This is a genomic window from Kastovskya adunca (assembly GCF_059505785.1).
On record NZ_JCACLG010000011.1, the window covers coordinates 37,578 to 54,124 of the forward strand.

The 16,547-nt window shown below is 49.8% G+C and carries 14 protein-coding genes and 1 other RNA gene; 7 read left to right on the plus strand and 8 right to left on the minus strand.

Annotated elements, in window-relative coordinates:
- Positions 1 to 121: 121 nt before the first annotated feature.
- Positions 122 to 673, plus strand: coding sequence for a shikimate kinase (locus AC5JR3_RS03425; protein ID WP_495843056.1), 552 nt, complete (start codon positions 122 to 124; stop codon positions 671 to 673).
- A 131-nt stretch (positions 674 to 804) separates the two neighbouring features.
- Complete coding sequence (locus AC5JR3_RS03430) at positions 805 to 1,542, plus strand: 2-phosphosulfolactate phosphatase family protein (RefSeq protein WP_495843057.1); 738 nt, start codon at positions 805 to 807, stop codon at positions 1,540 to 1,542.
- A gap of 75 nt (positions 1,543 to 1,617) precedes the next feature.
- Here AC5JR3_RS03430 and AC5JR3_RS03435 read toward each other — a convergent pair whose 3' ends face one another.
- Complete coding sequence (locus AC5JR3_RS03435; protein ID WP_495843059.1) at positions 1,618 to 2,892, minus strand: lipid-A-disaccharide synthase-related protein; 1,275 nt, start codon at positions 2,890 to 2,892, stop codon at positions 1,618 to 1,620.
- Between the two features lie 207 nt (positions 2,893 to 3,099).
- On the minus strand, positions 3,100 to 4,389 hold the full coding sequence (locus AC5JR3_RS03440) for a sensor histidine kinase (protein WP_495843061.1): 1,290 nt from the start codon (positions 4,387 to 4,389) through the stop codon (positions 3,100 to 3,102).
- Positions 4,390 to 4,914: 525 nt separating this feature from the next.
- Between AC5JR3_RS03440 and AC5JR3_RS03445 the strand changes: the two genes are divergently transcribed.
- From AC5JR3_RS03445 to ssrA, 4 genes are all read left to right on the plus strand, one after another.
- Positions 4,915 to 7,074: a BamA/TamA family outer membrane protein gene (locus tag AC5JR3_RS03445; RefSeq protein ID WP_495843063.1), complete on the plus strand. Its 2,160-nt coding sequence runs from the start codon at positions 4,915 to 4,917 to the stop codon at positions 7,072 to 7,074.
- Between the two features lie 124 nt (positions 7,075 to 7,198).
- Positions 7,199 to 8,698, plus strand: coding sequence for a serine/threonine protein kinase (locus AC5JR3_RS03450; protein WP_495843065.1), 1,500 nt, complete (start codon positions 7,199 to 7,201; stop codon positions 8,696 to 8,698).
- A complete protein-coding gene (locus AC5JR3_RS03455; RefSeq protein WP_495843066.1) occupies positions 8,691 to 8,870 on the plus strand; it encodes a hypothetical protein in 180 nt (59 codons plus the stop codon). Before AC5JR3_RS03450 ends, AC5JR3_RS03455 begins: the two co-directional genes overlap by 8 nt.
- Positions 8,871 to 8,919: 49 nt before the next feature.
- Positions 8,920 to 9,311, plus strand: a transfer-messenger RNA (tmRNA) gene (gene ssrA / locus AC5JR3_RS03460).
- Positions 9,312 to 9,457: 146 nt separating this feature from the next.
- Here ssrA and AC5JR3_RS03465 read toward each other — a convergent pair.
- Both AC5JR3_RS03465 and ccmP read right to left on the minus strand, forming a co-directional pair.
- Positions 9,458 to 10,369, minus strand: coding sequence for a pentapeptide repeat-containing protein (locus AC5JR3_RS03465; RefSeq protein ID WP_495843068.1), 912 nt, complete (start codon positions 10,367 to 10,369; stop codon positions 9,458 to 9,460).
- Between the two features lie 96 nt (positions 10,370 to 10,465).
- A complete protein-coding gene (gene ccmP, locus AC5JR3_RS03470) occupies positions 10,466 to 11,107 on the minus strand; it encodes a beta-carboxysome protein CcmP (RefSeq protein WP_495843159.1) in 642 nt (213 codons plus the stop codon).
- A 314-nt stretch (positions 11,108 to 11,421) separates the two neighbouring features.
- Here ccmP and AC5JR3_RS03475 point away from each other — a divergent pair, with 314 nt between their 5' ends.
- Complete coding sequence (locus AC5JR3_RS03475) at positions 11,422 to 12,465, plus strand: helix-turn-helix domain-containing protein (protein WP_495843069.1); 1,044 nt, start codon at positions 11,422 to 11,424, stop codon at positions 12,463 to 12,465.
- A 78-nt stretch (positions 12,466 to 12,543) separates the two neighbouring features.
- On the opposite strand, the gene proB is transcribed toward AC5JR3_RS03475, so the two are convergent.
- The 4 genes from proB to AC5JR3_RS03495 all read right to left on the minus strand — a co-directional run bounded on the left by proB (position 12,544) and on the right by AC5JR3_RS03495 (position 16,404).
- Positions 12,544 to 13,650, minus strand: a complete 1,107-nt coding sequence (proB, locus tag AC5JR3_RS03480; RefSeq protein WP_495843161.1) for a glutamate 5-kinase — start codon at positions 13,648 to 13,650, stop codon at positions 12,544 to 12,546.
- Positions 13,651 to 13,851: 201 nt separating this feature from the next.
- Complete coding sequence (locus AC5JR3_RS03485) at positions 13,852 to 14,379, minus strand: YqeG family HAD IIIA-type phosphatase (protein ID WP_495843071.1); 528 nt, start codon at positions 14,377 to 14,379, stop codon at positions 13,852 to 13,854.
- 260 nt (positions 14,380 to 14,639) lie between these two features.
- Complete coding sequence (mltG, locus tag AC5JR3_RS03490) at positions 14,640 to 15,725, minus strand: endolytic transglycosylase MltG (protein WP_495843073.1); 1,086 nt, start codon at positions 15,723 to 15,725, stop codon at positions 14,640 to 14,642.
- Between the two features lie 109 nt (positions 15,726 to 15,834).
- A complete protein-coding gene (locus AC5JR3_RS03495) occupies positions 15,835 to 16,404 on the minus strand; it encodes a DUF3727 domain-containing protein (RefSeq protein ID WP_495843075.1) in 570 nt (189 codons plus the stop codon).
- Positions 16,405 to 16,547: the final 143 nt, after the last annotated feature.

Here is a 16,547-nt window from a genome sequence, read left to right on the forward strand (position 1 = left end):
CCCAAAGGTAGGCTTAAACTTCCCCCACTTGCTGAGGCTGAAGTCGGGGATTTCACTAACCCTAACCTGGCTGTAAGCTGGGAGAGTGACTTAGAGCGAGAGCTTGCGGATCGGTTTTGAGATGACTGACTTGTTAAAGGGACTGAATATATTTCTAATTGGCATCATGGGTGTCGGAAAGACTACCGTGGGCAAGCTTTTAGCCAAGGAGTTTGGCTATCGTTTTTTTGATACCGATGCTTTGGTGGAGAAAGTAGCAGGGAAGACCATCAAAGAGATGTTTGCTACCGAGGGAGAAGCATCCTTTCGGCAATTAGAAAGCCAAGTTTTGGCAGAAGTATCCGCTTGCACCCGATCGAGTATCGCGACGGGTGGCGGTATTGTGTTGCAGCAAATGAACTGGAGCTATCTTCAGCAAGGTTTGGTTGTCTGGCTTGATGCACCTGTAGAGGTGATTGTGGAGCGATTGCAGAAAGATACTAGCCGACCGCTATTACAAGCTGATGACCCCGGCGCACAACTGGAAAAGCTATCAGCAGCAAGACAACATCTCTATCAGCAAGCTGATCTGCATATCCCTGTTGGTGCTAATGACACGCCGGCACAAATCGCCGCGAGAGTGATTGCAGAAATCCCGACGGTACTGAAATCTTCCGAAAATCCGCCATCTTAAGGGCTAAAAGCTGAGGGACGAGCAAACAGATGCTCTGTGTCTCCAATAACTGGTTGTTGACAAATTCATCTGTTTGGTAGCAGCAACCCCTAAAATGTTATGTCAGCATTTGAAACAGGTGCTTCCTAACTGTGAAATTATTTGTTTACCATACGCCCGAATTGACCCCGGATTCTGAAGTTCCGGATTGCGCGATCGCTATTGATGTTTTGCGGGCCACAACCACCATTGCCACAGCCTTAAATTCCGGAGCTGAAGCGGTGCAAGTCTTCAGCGATTTGGATCAGTTGATGCAAGTCAGCCAAGAGTGGCCGGCTGAAAAACGTCTCAGAGCTGGTGAACGGGGTGGGGCAATGGTACCGGGCTGCGATTTGGGCAACTCTCCTTTAGATTGCACCCCAGAACGAATGCAGGGACGGCGGCTTTTTCTCACTACCACTAATGGCACCCGTGCCTTGCAGCGCGTGCAAGAGTCTCCTATCGTGCTAGCCGCTGCTTTGGTGAATCGGGACAGTGCGGTACAGTACCTCCTAGCTCAGCAACTAGAGAACGTTTGGTTAGTGGGTTCAGGCTGGCAAGGGAGTTATTCTTTGGAAGATACAGTTTGTGCTGGGGCGATCGCTCACAGTGTGATGAACGCCAACAATAGCAAATTGGACGATATCGCAGGGAATGATGAAGTGATGGGCGCGATCGCTCTTTACTTGCAGTGGCAAGACCGCTTGCTAGAACTATTCCACCATGCCAGTCACGGCAAACGCCTGCTTCGTCTTGATGGTCACGAAGACCTGAAATACTGTGCCGAAACAGATATTTTAGATGTCTTACCCATCCAGAAAGAACCGGGGGTTTTAGTTAAAAATGACTAAAATCTCCCCACAGATAGAAGTCTGAGGCTATTGCCTTCACAGCTAACTAAAGGCGCTTGAGCAATCACTAAATTTTTAGCGATGTTCTTTCCCGAAACCCTTGATCAGACAGTCAGCAATCCGTTTAGCCGCCCCCGGTTTTCCCAGGCGACGGCGTCCATTTTCTGCAATTAAGTGCAGTCGGTCAGGGTCGCGGAGTAGGGAATGTACCGTCGCTGCCACGGCTGCGGGTTCCTGCACCAGCACCAGGGAGGGGCCGAGTAAGCGAGTTTGGGCTTCGGCGAAAGCTGGGGTAAACTGTGGCCCTTTGCCGGGAATAGCGATCGCGGGTTTTCCTAAACCGACAAATTGTTCGGTTGCCGTACCAGCCATGGCAATCGCCAAGTCAGCTTTAATTAAGCAATCGTTGTAGGCATTTTTGGTCAGTACCAGCGTGGCGTTTTTCTGGGTAAAGGCGATCGCCTCCGGGTCTTCTACTTCCGTATTTGAGGCGACCTTGGCTTGCTGATGCCAACCGTAGGCTTCTAGCACTCGACGCAACTGATCAAAACTTAATGCCGGAGCGATCGCACCTAAAAATAATAGCGACCGCTCAGAGAAGCTATCCAGTAGCTCTGCTACTGCTCGGATAATCACCTTCCAGTTTTCCTCAGCTTCTGGAGGACGCGAACCGGGGAGCAGCGTTACAACTAGCGATCGCTGAAGTTCTTTAATTTCGGCATCGGGTTGATAAAAAATTGGGGCGGAGTTATCTAACTCAATGCCATCCATCATCGGATTACCGAGATCAAACGCCGGAATCGACCACTGTTGTAGTGTTTCAGCCGTCAGCGTATCTCTAGGAAACACGGCTTTACAGCGGCGTTGACTCATCAACCAGCGCTCCCAAGGATGATAAACTGACCCAGACCAACCCTCCAGCGCCGGACGGTTCGGTAAGCGTCCCGCTTCATCACGCAGATAATACTCTGACTTCGCCGTCCCTACAAAAGCATAGTCAGCGCCACTGAGCCATGCAAATAATAAGGGCACAATATCCCCCACCGCCAGCACTACTCCCCCTTGTTTTGACCAGCGCCGCACCGCTTTAAATTGAGCCAAGGTGAGTTGCAGTAAGCCACCGCGCACATCGCGCAGCAGTTGTTGCCCTTCCATATAAATAAATCCGCCCGAAGGCATCGTTTGCACCGGGCCAATAATGGGTATTCCTAACTGGCTGTAGGCATATCCCTCACCGACTAAAGGCAACGCCACCAGTTCTGGCGCAGTCTTATGAAGTTGCAATTCTTGGCAAATTCGGACGGCGATCGCATCCTCCCCGTGACCGTTACTGAGGCAAAGTAACTGCAAGTTCTCTTACTCCCAAGCGACTCTCATACAAGAACATGCCCTATTTCCTATCTGGGAAGCAAGGGATCTGGCTGTTTCTGGAGAAAATTTTGCTCCTACTACGACTGTACATTAAGGAAAATTTAGGGCTTAGGCAAGGGGTGAGTCCTGAGTTTTATCTTTCCATCACCTCAAGATCCGCCACCTCTAAGCGTGACAGAAAGTCCCCTAGACAAGCGCTACAAGTCTTTGGGGCGGCTTTTGTGGCGATCGCCTGAGGGCAAGTTTAATCAAAAATTCTGTACCTTTGCCAGGAGAGGAGGTACATTGCAGTTGCCCTCCGTGTTTTTCCACCACAATCTGGTAACTAATTAACAATCCCAGTCCGGTACCTTTCCCCATTGGTTTAGTGGTGAAGAAGGATTCAAAAATGCGATCGCGCACTTCCTGAGTCATCCCCGATCCATTGTCAGTAATGCTAATAATCGCCTGCTCATCGACAATTTTTGTGCAAATCCGAATTGTCGGGATACCCCTACTTTCTCGCCTCCCCCCACTCCTGCACCCCTCTTCTAAGGCATCAATAGCATTGGCCAAAATATTCATAAATACCTGATTGATTTGATTGGCGTAGCACTCAACTGAAGGGATCTTGCCGTAGTCTTTAATAATCTGAATCTCAGAGCGGTCGGCTTGGGCTTTGAGGCGGTTGTGCAAAATCAGCAGCGTGTTGTCCAGACCCTGATGAAGATCGACTGAATGCATCTTGGCATCGTCCATGCGGCAAAAATTTTGCATCGAAAAGACGGTTTCACAAATGCGATCGGTGCCCAACTTCATTGAAGAGAGCATCTGCGGTAAGTCTTCCACCAAGACATCTAGCTCAATGGCTTCCATTTGGGCTTCGATATCCGTACCGGGATTGGGAAAGCACTGTTGATAACGACGCAATAAATCGAGTAAATCTTGAATATATTCAGTGCTGTGAATGAGATTACCGTAGATAAAGTTAAGGGAGTTATTAATTTCGTGAGCCAAACCTGCGGCTAGCTGACCTAAGCTAGACATTTTTTCCGCTTGAATCAATTGAAGTTGAGTTTGCTTCAAGCGCTCTAACGCTACTTCTAACTGTTGGGTTTGAGCCGCTGTGTCGATCTTTTTCTCTACGCGACTTACAGATAATTGATAGTAGTTGAGAACAAATCGGCTGACTAAAAGTAAGGAAATCCCCGCAGCAACCACACTGATTAATAGTGAAATTAGCCCAGTTGGCAAATCGTACATTGTCGGTAGTGGCAGGCGAAAGAGGAACCTTCCTGCACCGTACAACAGCCAAATCCCCACTCCCATACTGATAGCCCCACCGAACTGCCAACTGATGCGATTTGATGGCTTGGCGGTGACGATTTGCCTAGCTAAAACAATAAGAAGGTGAGCGGTAACAGTGGCAATTAAGAATGAAAGCAACACAAGGCGCAAATCATCGCCGCCAGGAATTGCTAAGTCACTATGGCTCATCAATTGTCACTCCTCTAGTTAATCAGTGCCGAAATTTTTGCTGCGCCGATTAGCACCTCAAAGCAGAATAGATCCATTAGAGACGAGAATTGCAAAGTCTCAGCTCCTATAAGTAATTCTTACTTGATCTATAAGCTTTGCTTGTCACGATGCAAAGGACTTTGTCCTACTAGTCCGGCAACATTCTTCTTTAATTTAGTAGATGCTTAGTACTCGCAATAGCGAGTTGAGTTAGAGCTGATGACTCTTTTGCTTTTTATGTGCTTTTTAAGCTTATTACAGAAAATTTGTCTGATCATTTTTCTACCGGGATGACTAAGTAATTTCATCAAATCTTTAAATTTCTCTACCCAAAAAAGTACGTAATTTTACAGATCGCCAATGGAACCAAATTGGTGTAAAGAGCAACAATCGTGTGGCAGCTTTTGAGGTGGCACAGGTCATGGAACATAACCACCAGCACGAGGGTCAATTTCCCCTAAAGATAAAGTAAATCCCCGTAAATATGGAGCGAGGCGACCCTATATGCGTGTCTCATCTATGCGTGTCTCATCTATTGCAATTTCTACCTTGGCAGCCCTGGCAGCAGGGGAGTTAAGCCATCAGGCGATCGCGGCTCGTCCGGATATCCAAGCCGATACTCCGAAGCTGTCTGTTGATAACTATGTAGTGCCCACAGATGTTGCTGTAACGCCTGCACCCTCTACCGCTGTTGCCTCTCCAGAGGTTGTGGTAATGCCAGAATTTGCCCCAGCACAATCTTCGTCTTTGGTAGCAAAATCTGCCGCCGAGCCGATAGCTGTGACGGCAACCCCTACCAACGCTCCTCTAATTGCTCAGTCCACTCAAAAACCTGCTAACTCAGGTCGGACGAGCAATGTCGTCATCCCGACGACTCCCGTACCGCGAGTCAGAACACCCGTTCCCACGACTAACCCAGTTGTCCAATCCCCCGGAATACCGAGCATTACAAATGATCTAGCCGTAACGGCGCTAGATGTGCAGATTGCCGGGGCGACACAGGAGTTGCAGCAAGTCATCCGCAATACCATTCAGACGCGCCCTGGCGGTCAGACTTCGTCCAATCAGTTGCAAAATGATGTTAGCGCGATTTTGAATACGGGCTTTTTTGCCGATGCGCGGGTCAATACCACCAATCAGCAGACAGGCGTGAATGTGGTGTTTGAAGTGCAACCTGTGGTGTTGCGATCGCTCCAACTTTCCGGTAACAAAGTCCTTACCCCGGCTGTCGCTAACTCGATTTTCCAAGCCCAACTAGGAAGCCCCATTAGCCCCAATGGCATCCGTCAGGGTATCCAACAACTCACTCAGTGGTATACGGATAACGGCTACGTTCTGGCACAGGTCGTAGACGCCCAACCCACAAGCAACGGTGTCCTCCAACTAGCTGTGGCGGAAGGAGTGGTTGGCAAGATAAATGTCCGCTTCCTAGATAAAGAAGGGGATGCCACGAACGGGCGCACGCGTGAAAATTTTGTGCGCCAAGAACTCCAACTGAAACCCGGTGAAGCTTTCCGCCTAGATGTCGCCAGAGCTGACTTACAGCAACTCTATCGATCGGGCTTATTTGACAACGTTAATATTGCCTTGGACGGCGATGCCAGAAAGGTCGATGTTACCTACGACCTCACCGAACGACCAGCAAGGGCAGTTAATGTCGGCGGGGGTTACAGCGACAACTCCGGGATATTTGGCACCATTAGCTACAAAGATCAGAACTTCGGTGGGATTAATCAGCGGCTAGGACTAGATGTTCAAGCCAGCCCTCGCGATCTCCAATTTGAGGGCAACTTTACGGAACCCTACCGCGCCAGCCAGCCGGAGCGACCCGGCTATAACGTTAATGCCTTCCGGCGTCGTTCTACCTCTTCCACCTTCGATGGCGATGTGACCTTAGAAGGAGGCGACCAACCACGAGAAGGACAGTTTGGTGGCGGAATTTCCTTGCAGCGTCCGATAGATGGCTGGGATACTACGGTGGGCTTGAACTACACCCGTACTAGTATTCGTGATGGCGAAGGGAATATTCGCGCCGTTGATGAACAGGGCAATCAGCTTTCTTTTAGCGGGACTGGAATTGATGACTTAGTCACCGTCTCCGCAGGCGTAACGCGAGATCAACGCAACAATATCGTTAATCCCACCTCCGGCAGTATTCTCAAATTCAGCACCGAACAATCCGTCCCGATTGGCAGTGGCAACATATTGATGAACCGCCTCCAAGGAAGCTACACCCAGTATGCCCCCGTTGACCTAGTCGGAGGAAAAGACCAGGAAGTTTTAGCCTTAAATGTCCAAGGGGGAACGACGATTGGTGACTTGGCACCCTACCGAACCTTTAATCTCGGCGGTCTAAATTCCGTCCGGGGTTACGGTACGGGAGATGTTGGTAGCGGTCGCAGTTATGTTTTGGCTTCGGCAGAATACCGTTTGCCCCTGTTTAATCCCGTTGGGGCTGTCCTGTTTGCTGACTTTGCCTCTGATTTAGGCTCTGGCGATACCGTACCGGGAGAACCAGGAGTAGTGCGTGATAAGCCTGGAGTTGGTTTTGGCTACGGTGCCGGATTACGAGTCAATTCACCCATTGGCATTCTCCGGGCGGACTATGGCTTCAATGACCAAGGTGAAAGCCGACTCCAATTTGGTTTGGGTCAGCGATTTTAGTAAATGTCAGGATTTGGGGTTTTAGCGGTTAGGCTGGGGACGACCTTACCTTACCTATGGGCTGGCGACTGGCACAATAGCCTAGTCTAAAATCAAACGTTTGAAATCGCAAGCCTGACAATTTATGAATACCATCATCGGCAAAACTTTACAGGGAAGCAAATACACTCTCGAACAGGAATTAGGACGTGGTGGCTTTGGTGTAACGTTCAAAGCAACTCATCACTACCTGCATCAATCATTGGTGATTAAAACTCTCAATGAGTCCATGCATCTGCATCCTGACTTTTCCCGCTTCCAACGCCAGTTTCAAGATGAAGCTCGGCGTTTAGCGCTGTGCATTCACCCCAACATTGTCCGCATCAGCGACTTCTTTATCGAAGCGGGGTGGCCCTATTTGGTGATGGACTATGTTGCAGGTCAAACATTGCAGAGTGTTGTCGCCTCTGGTAAACCCCTGAGCGAGGAAAAAGCAATTCACTATATCCGGCAGATTGGGGAAGCCTTGAAGGTGGTGCATAGCAACAGTTTGCTGCATCGGGATATTAAGCCAGATAACATTATTCTGCGTCAAGACACCGATGAAGTCGTCCTGATTGATTTTGGGATTGCGCGGGAATTTACCCCCGATACAACTCAAGTTCATACCAGTATTGTGTCTGAGGGGTATGCCCCGATTGAGCAGTATTTAAGCCAAGGGCATTACACCCCAGCCTCCGATGTCTACGGGTTAGCGGCAACGCTGTATGCGTTGTTAACCGCACGGGTGCCTGTGAGTGCCACATTACGCGATCGCCAACCCATGCCCGCTCCCCGCGATCTGCAACCGGAGTTGAGTGTGGCGACAAATCAAGCGGTGATGCGCGGGATGGCAGTTGAGGCGCGTTACCGACCTAGCAGTGTCGAGATGTGGCTTTCCTTATTACCTGTCCCTCAAGATCTCCCTTATAGTCGTGCTAGCAAGGAACTTCAACGCCCTCAAACCGGAGCAACCACTCCCTTGATTCCTCCATCCCCTACTCCCCCAGCTATCCCCAAGCACAATAAAACTCTTCTGGGGGGACTCTGGTTCGGTGGATTAGCCGCGATCGCCGCCGGGATTTCCTTAGCATTTGGAAGCGGGTTTTATCAGTCTTCACCACCTACCGCCGAGCCGATACCGGAATATCCCAGCAACGAAGACATCCCACCCAGCCCAGAACCCGTCGAAGAAGCTCCATCTCCCCCTAAGGTTCCTCGCCTGCAAAGACCACAGCGCCGCCGGACTGCTCCGCCTCGCACCTCCCAACCCTCAACTTCCAGGAAGGCTCCTACCTCCCAACCCTCACCAGAGTCTGTTGAGGCACCTGTACCTGCACCGGAAGCTTCCCCATCCTCCTCCCCTGTCCCACAAACAACGCCGTCGCCGTCGCCTTCACCTTCACCTTCACCGCCATCACCTTCCCCAGAGACGCCTCCCCCGTCAGACGCAGTGAGTGAACCCGCGCCTGTTGAGGCTCCTCCTGCTCCCCAAGCCCAAGAGGGTGGGGAAATTCAAGGGGAGGTAAAACAGAACAAAGAAAAAAGTAATCAGGAAAAACCTGAAAAACCGAAGGGTCAGGAAAAGAAGAGTGACGATGACTAACACTTCCCATGCAGGCAGAGTAGAGGCGATCGCTTCAATGTTCCGTAGCGATCGCCTCTCCTGCTCAACAATTACCCAACTGAGAATTGAAAAAATTACCGCCCTTAGCGTTCAGGTACGGTTGTATCCCCAAAAAAGTAGGGCGATCGCCACTTATATAGCTTTTCTTTAACAGCTGCCAAGTCAAACAATTGACTATAATAAAAACATAACAACCACATGGGGCCTTAAAGGTTTCGACGGGATGGTGAACGCCGCCCCGTGATACAGGTCGAGAGTGAGTCTTCTCTCGGAAATACCGGACTCAAAAAAAACGTAACTGCGAACAACATCGTTCCCTTTGCTCGTAAATCAGCTCCTGTAGCTGCCTAAAAACCTCTTATAGGTTCGAGCGTCTGTAGTTTGACTCCGTTAAAGATTACAGACAAACCCCAACGGATGCACTCTGAAAGCTGCCTTTGGTCGGCTCAAGAGTAAAGACCTTCACCAAAGCATCCTGTCATCCGGGATAATGGATGGTTCCCGCCTTGAGGATTAGATAGGCTAAACCTGTGAATGAGCGCTAGGTCAATATCCATTTCGGACACGGGTTCAATTCCCGTAGGCTCCACTTAAAACTTCAATCGCCACCTGCTACACAAACGTAGAGGTGGCGATTGTTTTTGGGCTGTCGAGCAAAAGGTATTTAATCCTTATCTCAGGGTTCAGCTAGAGAAAGAGTATCACCCTCTCTTCCTAACTCAGACATGACCTATGGCGTCAAAGATGCACCTTACCATCAGGCATTATTGTCCCTAGGAAGTTTACTTGGCAGAGATTTGCTTCACTCAGTTCAGCTTCGTAGAGATTTGCCTCACTCAAGTTAGCGCCTCTGAAGTTTGCACCTCTAAAACTCGCCCCTCTCAGGTCAGCCCCCGTGAAATTTGCTCTACTCAGATTAGCCCCTCTGAAGTTTGCCCCGCGCAAGTCAGCCCCAGCGAGATTTGATGAGCAAAGGTTCGTCCACCGGAAATCAGCCTTGTAAAGGTGAGCCTCGCTGAGGTTGGCTCCAAAAAGATAGGCTCGACTCAGGTGAGCTTCGCTCATATTTGCCTTATGGAGGTTAGCCTTGTACAGGTAAGCTCCCATCAGTTCCGCATCGTGAAGGTTGGCACTATTAAGGTGAGCGTGGTTGAGGTGAGCGGCAACCAGGTTAGCATTGTTCAAGTTTGTCCGTGTCAGCCTTGCTCCACTGAGGTCAGCGTCTCTCAAGTTCGCTCCTCGGAGGTTAGTTCCGATCAGATTTGCCTCGCTCAGGTCAGTACCTCTGAGATTTACTCCTCTCATGTCAGTACCGACAAAATTGGCATCCCTCAGGTCAGCCCCTCGCAGGTTAGCGTCGATCAACCTGGCATTGATTAATGCAGCGCCTCTGAGATTGGCATCAACCAACTCTGCGGCGTGGAGGTTGGCATTACTGAGGTTAGCGTTGCTGAGGTCGGCGGCAATTAGTCTAGACTTCTCTAGATCGGTTTTTTTGAGATTCGTCCCTTGGAGATTGGCTCCTCTGAGGTTTGCCCCGGCGAGATCAGCTTCGCTTAAGTCGGGTTCAACAGTCGGGTTTTTTGTTCTCCATTCAATCCATCTAACTGCACCTTGCTGGAGTAGCGCTAGATGCTCTGTATTTGCCATCACGGGTTTCCCTTGCTGAATCGATCTGAAGAAAGAACAATTTTGTTCAACGGATTTGGTAGGTGTTAGAGAGCTTTCATTTTCCCCATCGGAACTCTACTCATTACTATCGGGGGGAGGATTTTTTCTCCCAGACACGCCTTCCATCGCTGCCAGCGCCGCTTGCGATCCGGCGATGATGTCCCGTTCGGCTCCACCCAAGTAGAGGCGTCCAAAGCTGCCAACCGCCTGCACCTGAAGAATATTAATCAAAGCCGCTTTTTCTGCTTCATTTGCGGCTAAGGCAGCGTAGGCAGCGGGTTGCACTTCTAAGACATACAACGCTTGCCCCGCCAGAAGCAACTGTCCCCGACGGGTACGATTGATTAGTTGGGTTTGGTGGGCATCGATATTACGGATAATTTGGCTAGAAACAACCCGCGGTTTAAGACGTTCTTCTTTGGTAACTCCGAGAGCCTCTAGAATCGCCATCCCGGCTGCCCGCGTTTCTCCCTGGCGGCTGGAATGAACTTCTAAAAGACCATAAAGTCGTTCAACAACCTGTACTCCGGGACGAACAACAGCGGCTTTCAGGGCAACATCAGTGATGCGGTTAATTTCAACACCGGGGGAGATTTCAATCCACAGTGACGTATCTCCGGGTAAGGGCAAAAACCCTAGCGCTACCGTCCCCATGTAAGCGGCGTGCTGCGGTTGCAAGCTGTCGAGATGGACGTAACTGCGTAGTTCTATTCCCAAGATGTGAGTCTCCGTAGGTTGGGGAAAAACAATGAAAGCTGCAACATCTGAGTTTACCGTGTGGTGGAATCTTAATAAATCGTCATCGTAGGGAATAGCACTTTCCAGTGGCGATCGCAACGACTCTTGAAGCGTCTGAACCTCTTAGCAAAACGATCCGGACTATTTCGTTCTTGGTAGAAAAGATTATTGGATAGTAAATTCACACTCTTATCGCTGGAGTAAGTTAATTGCCACTTTTTGCTACTCAATCTTTTTGTGTGGCACTTGTTTAATCGATTTATTTAAAGAGAAAGAGGGAGAGAAGAAAAGTTATGGTGATGCACCCGGCATTTTGTAATGGTGTGACTGCTGAGGGCCCCAAAATCGAGATTACTCAGGAAGGATTGCGCTCTATCCTAAATCAGATAGAAGCTGACTTGCAGAGGAGCGAGGTTTACCGCCGTACGATGGCTGGGTTGCAGACAATGCTAGGGGAGGCATCTAGCACTGCCCAAATTTTAGTCAAGGCAGTCGGGCGAGAAGCGGTTCGGTTAAGTTTTCAGCAGTTTGCCAAACAATACAAGGTTGTTCCTGTTTCCGATCAAAAAGTGGATGACCCTCAAGAAGAGGAGATAGAGGCTCCGGAGTTGATGACAGAAAATCCGGTCGAAACTGAGTCTGTTTCCCGTCCAGAGGCTGTTGAAGAGATTTCCCCACTTGAGACTACTAATAATAATGTGCTGGGTTTAATCAGCAGAGCGATTGGTGAGACGAAACCCTCGAAGAAACTCTCGAAAGCCCAACTCGCGGCACAAATTGCCGATCAAGAGCGAGCAGACTGTCTCCGCCAAATCGGTCAAGAACTCAAAGCGGCTCGTCAAGCTCGTTCGCTAGGTTTGGAACAGCTTCACCGTCTGACATTGGTGCCAATACATCACATTGAGGCACTCGAAGCTGGTTCTATAGAGGAGTTGCCAGAAAATATTTATATTCGTGGTTTTATTCGTCGCCTTGCCAATGCTCTAGAGTTGGATGGAGAGGCGATCGCATCTTCCCTACCCGCGCCCGATCCCGTTAAGTCTGTAGTCCCCTCCTGGTATCGGGGTGAAACAAGCTCTGGCTCGGGATTTCAACTGAGTTCTATGCACTTGTATCTCGGCTACGCCGCCTTGATGGCAGGTGCGGTTGGCGGACTTGCCCTAATGACAAACCCATCAAAACCGGGAGAAACCGTCACCCCAGAGCCAGCTGATTCATCCCAAGCCACTATGTCTTCTGTTTCCCGTGCAGATTCTACGAACAAACCCGGACTAAATGCCAAAACGGGCACAACGGCGGGAGCTGATATTGCTCCACCAGAGGTGTTTCACTATTAGTGGTTGGGGGTAATGGGGGTATCGGTTGATCGAAGAGCGAGCTTGACGAGCCATTAGCGATCGCCAATTCACTCCCCACTAAATCACCAGATTGTCGCGATGGATCACCGTATCTGCTCCGGCGTAGCCGAGAATGGCGGCGATTTCTTCTGATTTGTGTCCCCGGATTCGCTGAAGTTCGCTACTGCTGTAGTTAACTAGCCCTCTAGCAATTTCGCTCCCGTTGCGATCGCACAGTTGTACGGCGTCCTGACTCTGAAACTCCCCTTCAACGGCTGTAATTCCCGCCGCTAACAAAGACTTGCTTCCCTGACAAATGGCAGTGACGGCTCCCTCATCGAGATACAGTTTCCCCGCAGGGACTAGCCCGTAAGCAATCCAGCGCTTACGGGCATTTCCTGTACGCGGTTGAGCGGCAAACTGAGTGCCGATGGGTTCTCCTTGAAGAATCTTGGGAATATTCGATGGGTGTTGTCCATCGGTAATCACCATTTTTACCCCAGTGCTGGTGGCAATGCGAGCCGCCTCAATTTTGGTCACCATGCCGCCTGTTCCCCAGTGAGAACCTTGAGCGCCAGTTTTCACCTGGAGTTCTTCTAGTTGCTCTATGCGGTCAATCAGAGTGATGGGCTGAGCATCGGGATGAAAGCGAGGGTCAGCAGAATACAGTCGGTCTACATCGGTGAGTAGAAATAACCAGTCCGCTTCAATTAAGCTGGCAACGAGTGCTGAAAGGGTATCGTTATCACCAAATTTCAGTTCATCGACGGCGACGGTGTCGTTTTCATTCACCACAGGGATGACACCCAGTTGCAGCAGTTCCTGGAAGGTAGCGTAGGCGTTGACGTAGCAACTGCGTTGCACAAAGTCGCGACGCGTTAGGAGAACTTGCGCGATGGGTTGTTGCAGGGTGGTAAAAAAGTCATCATAAATTCGCATTAAGCGTCCCTGTCCGACGGCGGCTACTGCCTGCTTTAATGCCATGGTGCGGGGGCGTGAGGTTAAGCCCAGTCGCGCTGCGCCAATCCCCACCGCACCGCTAGAAACGAGTACGACCCGATGACCTGCTACACGCAGTTGAGTCAGGGTTTCTACGAGGGCGGCAATGGTCGATAGGGCGAGTTGACCCGTTCCAGGGCGGGTCAGACTGGATGTGCCAATTTTGACAACAATGGTTTGGCTCATAAAGTCGTTAAAGAGCGCCATGCTCCCAACGCGAAGGAACTGGCGCTCTCAAGAATTATTACAACTGGTTTTATTATGTTTAGGGTCTTTATATAGGCTGACCCCAATTGACCGATACCTATAATGCCAAACATTTTATAAAGGTAAGGATTTTCATAATATTTTCTTTAGATTTCAGGTTTAGGAATTGTCAAAATTGTTCTAGTTGTGTTGCTTGTCATGGATGGACACTCCCAAAGATTGAGTCAGCCAGACTTCAAAGTCGCGGATGGGGTGAGAGGCAACGGTGGCATTAGGATCGACCATCGGCTCAACGAGAATCGTGAACATTCCCAACCGATTGCCAGCTAAGACATCGGTAAAAAGGCGATCGCCCACCATTGCCACATGCTCGATTTCCAGATTCATCGCTGCTGCGGCTTGGCGCAACTTACGCCGCGAAGGCTTACGAGCGCCCAGAATAAAGGGCAGATCTAAACCGCGAGCAATGCTGCTAATGCGGGATTCACTCAAGTTGTTGCTGACTAACCACAAATCGGCAACTTGTCTAATCTGTTCCACCCACTGTGCCAGTTCCGCAGACACTTCCTTAGAACGCATTGGCACCAAGGTTTCATCCACATCAAGGATTAAACCGCGAAGCTGATATTTTTTCAGCAGCTCAGGAGTCAGATTTAAAATCGACCCATCAAGAATTAAATCAGGTTGTAAGTCGTCTAGAGAAAACATTAGTAATTTTTAGTCAATGGTCAATACTGCCATTGTAGAGATTGGAGAGTGGGGATTGAGGGGAAGCGCGGGAGCAGAGGAGCAGGGGAGCAGGGGAGCAGGGGTGCGGGGGTGCGGGGGAGCAGGGGAGCAGGAGAGCAGGAGAGCAGGGGAGAGGAAGAGAACCAATAACCTCTTTCACCCTTCACCCTTCATACTTCACCCTTCATACTTCATCCTTCATACTTCATACTTCACCCTTCATACTTCCTCCCCCATTGCTAAGGAGACGCCTTGGGCTGGGCTTGCCGTTGCTGGCGGATGGCATTTCTGGCGGCTTCATGTTCTTCTAGAGTCTTGCTGAAGACGTGAGTACCGTCGTAGCGGGCGACAAAAAAGAGGTAATCGGTATTTTCTGGGGAGAGTGTCGCTTTTAGGCTGGCTAAACCGGGGCTAGCAATGGGAGTCGGTGGGAGTCCAGGGTTAAGGTAGGTATTGTAGGCAGAGGGAGTTCTAACTTGGTTATAAGTCAGGGGTTGGTCGGCTGTCTGGCGAATGCCCAAGCCGTACTCAACGGTAGGATCGGTTTCCAGTCTCATCCCGCGCCGCAAGCGGGATGAGAAAACCCCAGCGATGGTATTCCGTTCCGTGGGGATAACGGCTTCTTTTTCCACAATGCTTGCTAATGTTACCCACTGGGGAAAGGTAAGATTGGTTTGATTTTGACCTTGTTGGTATAAGGGCAGTGCCACCTGCTCAAATTGGTTTAGCATCTGAGTGATCACGAGTTCTGGCGTCACGCGATCGCTCGGCAGTTGGTAGGTATCAGGATACAAATAGCCTTCTAGGTGGGGCAACCCCTTGGGCAACCAGGGGTACTTGTCTTCAGGAATCTGACTGGCTGCATTGAGAAATTCTTGGGCGCTGAAGTATCCCAAGGATTCAAAGTAGGTCGCCATCTGAGTCAGCGACCACCCTTCAGGAATTGTGAAGGCTAGTTGCGTCACTTCGCCAGTCCAAATTTTGTCGGCGATCGCAGGTAAGGGCTGATTGAGCGACAACTTATAAGTTCCAGCTTTGAAGCCTCCCTGCCTATCTCTAAGCTGCATCCAGTACGCCCAAAGCTTCCAAGCCTCGGCAGAACGTATTACCCCAGATGCTTGCAAATCCTTACCGATCTGCTGTGTTGGTGTTCCGGGGGGAATTTGGATTTGCACAATTGGCTCAACGGCTGAGTTGGCTTGTGTTTCTGCAACAGGTGCTTTTGCCCAGCTCCACCATGCCCAGCTCTGCCAAGCACATATACCCACCACTACAGGCAAAATTGCCAAATAGTAAGACCACTTAGAAATATTTCTGACTGTCATACCTGATTTAATAAACAACCACGCATCACAAAAAGTGCAATCATCAAGAATTTAGCGAGAGCTAGACTGGCTAAGAAAAACTCTCTTTTTAGCGTCTAAGCGCCTCTTTCTACTCTAGTTCGTCAAATAGCAGGTCTTCCAGTAACGGCTGTACTTTTTTAAATTCTTCTGGGGATAGCAATTCCGGTTTACCGGATGAATTTCGCTTGGCAAAAAATAGCAAGGGATCGAGGGGAGTGTAAATGCCGTATTCCTGCTCTTCGTGGTAAAAGCTTGCTAGGAGTTGTAGTTGCTCTGGCTCTAGTTCCGCATTCTCTTCCTCGATTTCGATTGTGAGAATATCCTCCTCTTCAACTGCAGGTAGTTCCCCCGCTACCGTGAGGGTAAATGCCGTGCGCTTAAGGGTAAGATTTTGCTCGGCGAGTACCGCTTGTGCATCGCCAAAGATCGCATCAATCTCTTCATCGTCTTCGAGTAAAATTGCTTCCTCGGATTCTTCATCGTCCCAGGCAACAATTTCAACCGGAGAGTCTACTGGTAAAAGAAGTAAGTACTCCGTATCTTCGATATCCAAGGAATGCTCAATGTAACAATCTAGCGATCGCCCAGCCGCATCGTTGAGCGTGACGCTTTCGTTACCAGATTGCCCATTCTCCTGGGGGTCTTGAGATGAGAACATGGCAGATAGTTATGCTGCAATAAACAAAAAAACAACCATCTCCGGCGTACTTAGACGCTTAGGAGTAAGTTGCAAACTTCAGAATATCACGCGGCAAGAGTTCATAGCGCTCAGTTAGCCGCTTTCCATTCACTGATTATCTT

What these genes read in the sequence shown, in the direction of transcription:
- AC5JR3_RS03475 (WP_495843069.1), top strand. Translation starts at nt 11,422, where the DNA reads ATGGTGATGCACCCGGCATTTTGTAATGGTGTGACTGCTGAGGGCCCC.
- AC5JR3_RS03450 (WP_495843065.1), top strand. Translation starts at nt 7,199, where the DNA reads ATGAATACCATCATCGGCAAAACTTTACAGGGAAGCAAATACACTCTC.
- AC5JR3_RS03485 (WP_495843071.1), bottom strand. Translation starts at nt 14,379, where the DNA reads ATGTTTTCTCTAGACGACTTACAACCTGATTTAATTCTTGATGGGTCG.
- AC5JR3_RS03495 (WP_495843075.1), bottom strand. Translation starts at nt 16,404, where the DNA reads ATGTTCTCATCTCAAGACCCCCAGGAGAATGGGCAATCTGGTAACGAA.
- AC5JR3_RS03425 (WP_495843056.1), top strand. Translation starts at nt 122, where the DNA reads ATGACTGACTTGTTAAAGGGACTGAATATATTTCTAATTGGCATCATG.
- AC5JR3_RS03455 (WP_495843066.1), top strand. Translation starts at nt 8,691, where the DNA reads ATGACTAACACTTCCCATGCAGGCAGAGTAGAGGCGATCGCTTCAATG.
- mltG (WP_495843073.1), bottom strand. Translation starts at nt 15,725, where the DNA reads ATGACAGTCAGAAATATTTCTAAGTGGTCTTACTATTTGGCAATTTTG.
- AC5JR3_RS03440 (WP_495843061.1), bottom strand. Translation starts at nt 4,389, where the DNA reads ATGAGCCATAGTGACTTAGCAATTCCTGGCGGCGATGATTTGCGCCTT.
- proB (WP_495843161.1), bottom strand. Translation starts at nt 13,650, where the DNA reads ATGAGCCAAACCATTGTTGTCAAAATTGGCACATCCAGTCTGACCCGC.
- AC5JR3_RS03465 (WP_495843068.1), bottom strand. Translation starts at nt 10,369, where the DNA reads ATGGCAAATACAGAGCATCTAGCGCTACTCCAGCAAGGTGCAGTTAGA.
- AC5JR3_RS03445 (WP_495843063.1), top strand. Translation starts at nt 4,915, where the DNA reads ATGCGTGTCTCATCTATGCGTGTCTCATCTATTGCAATTTCTACCTTG.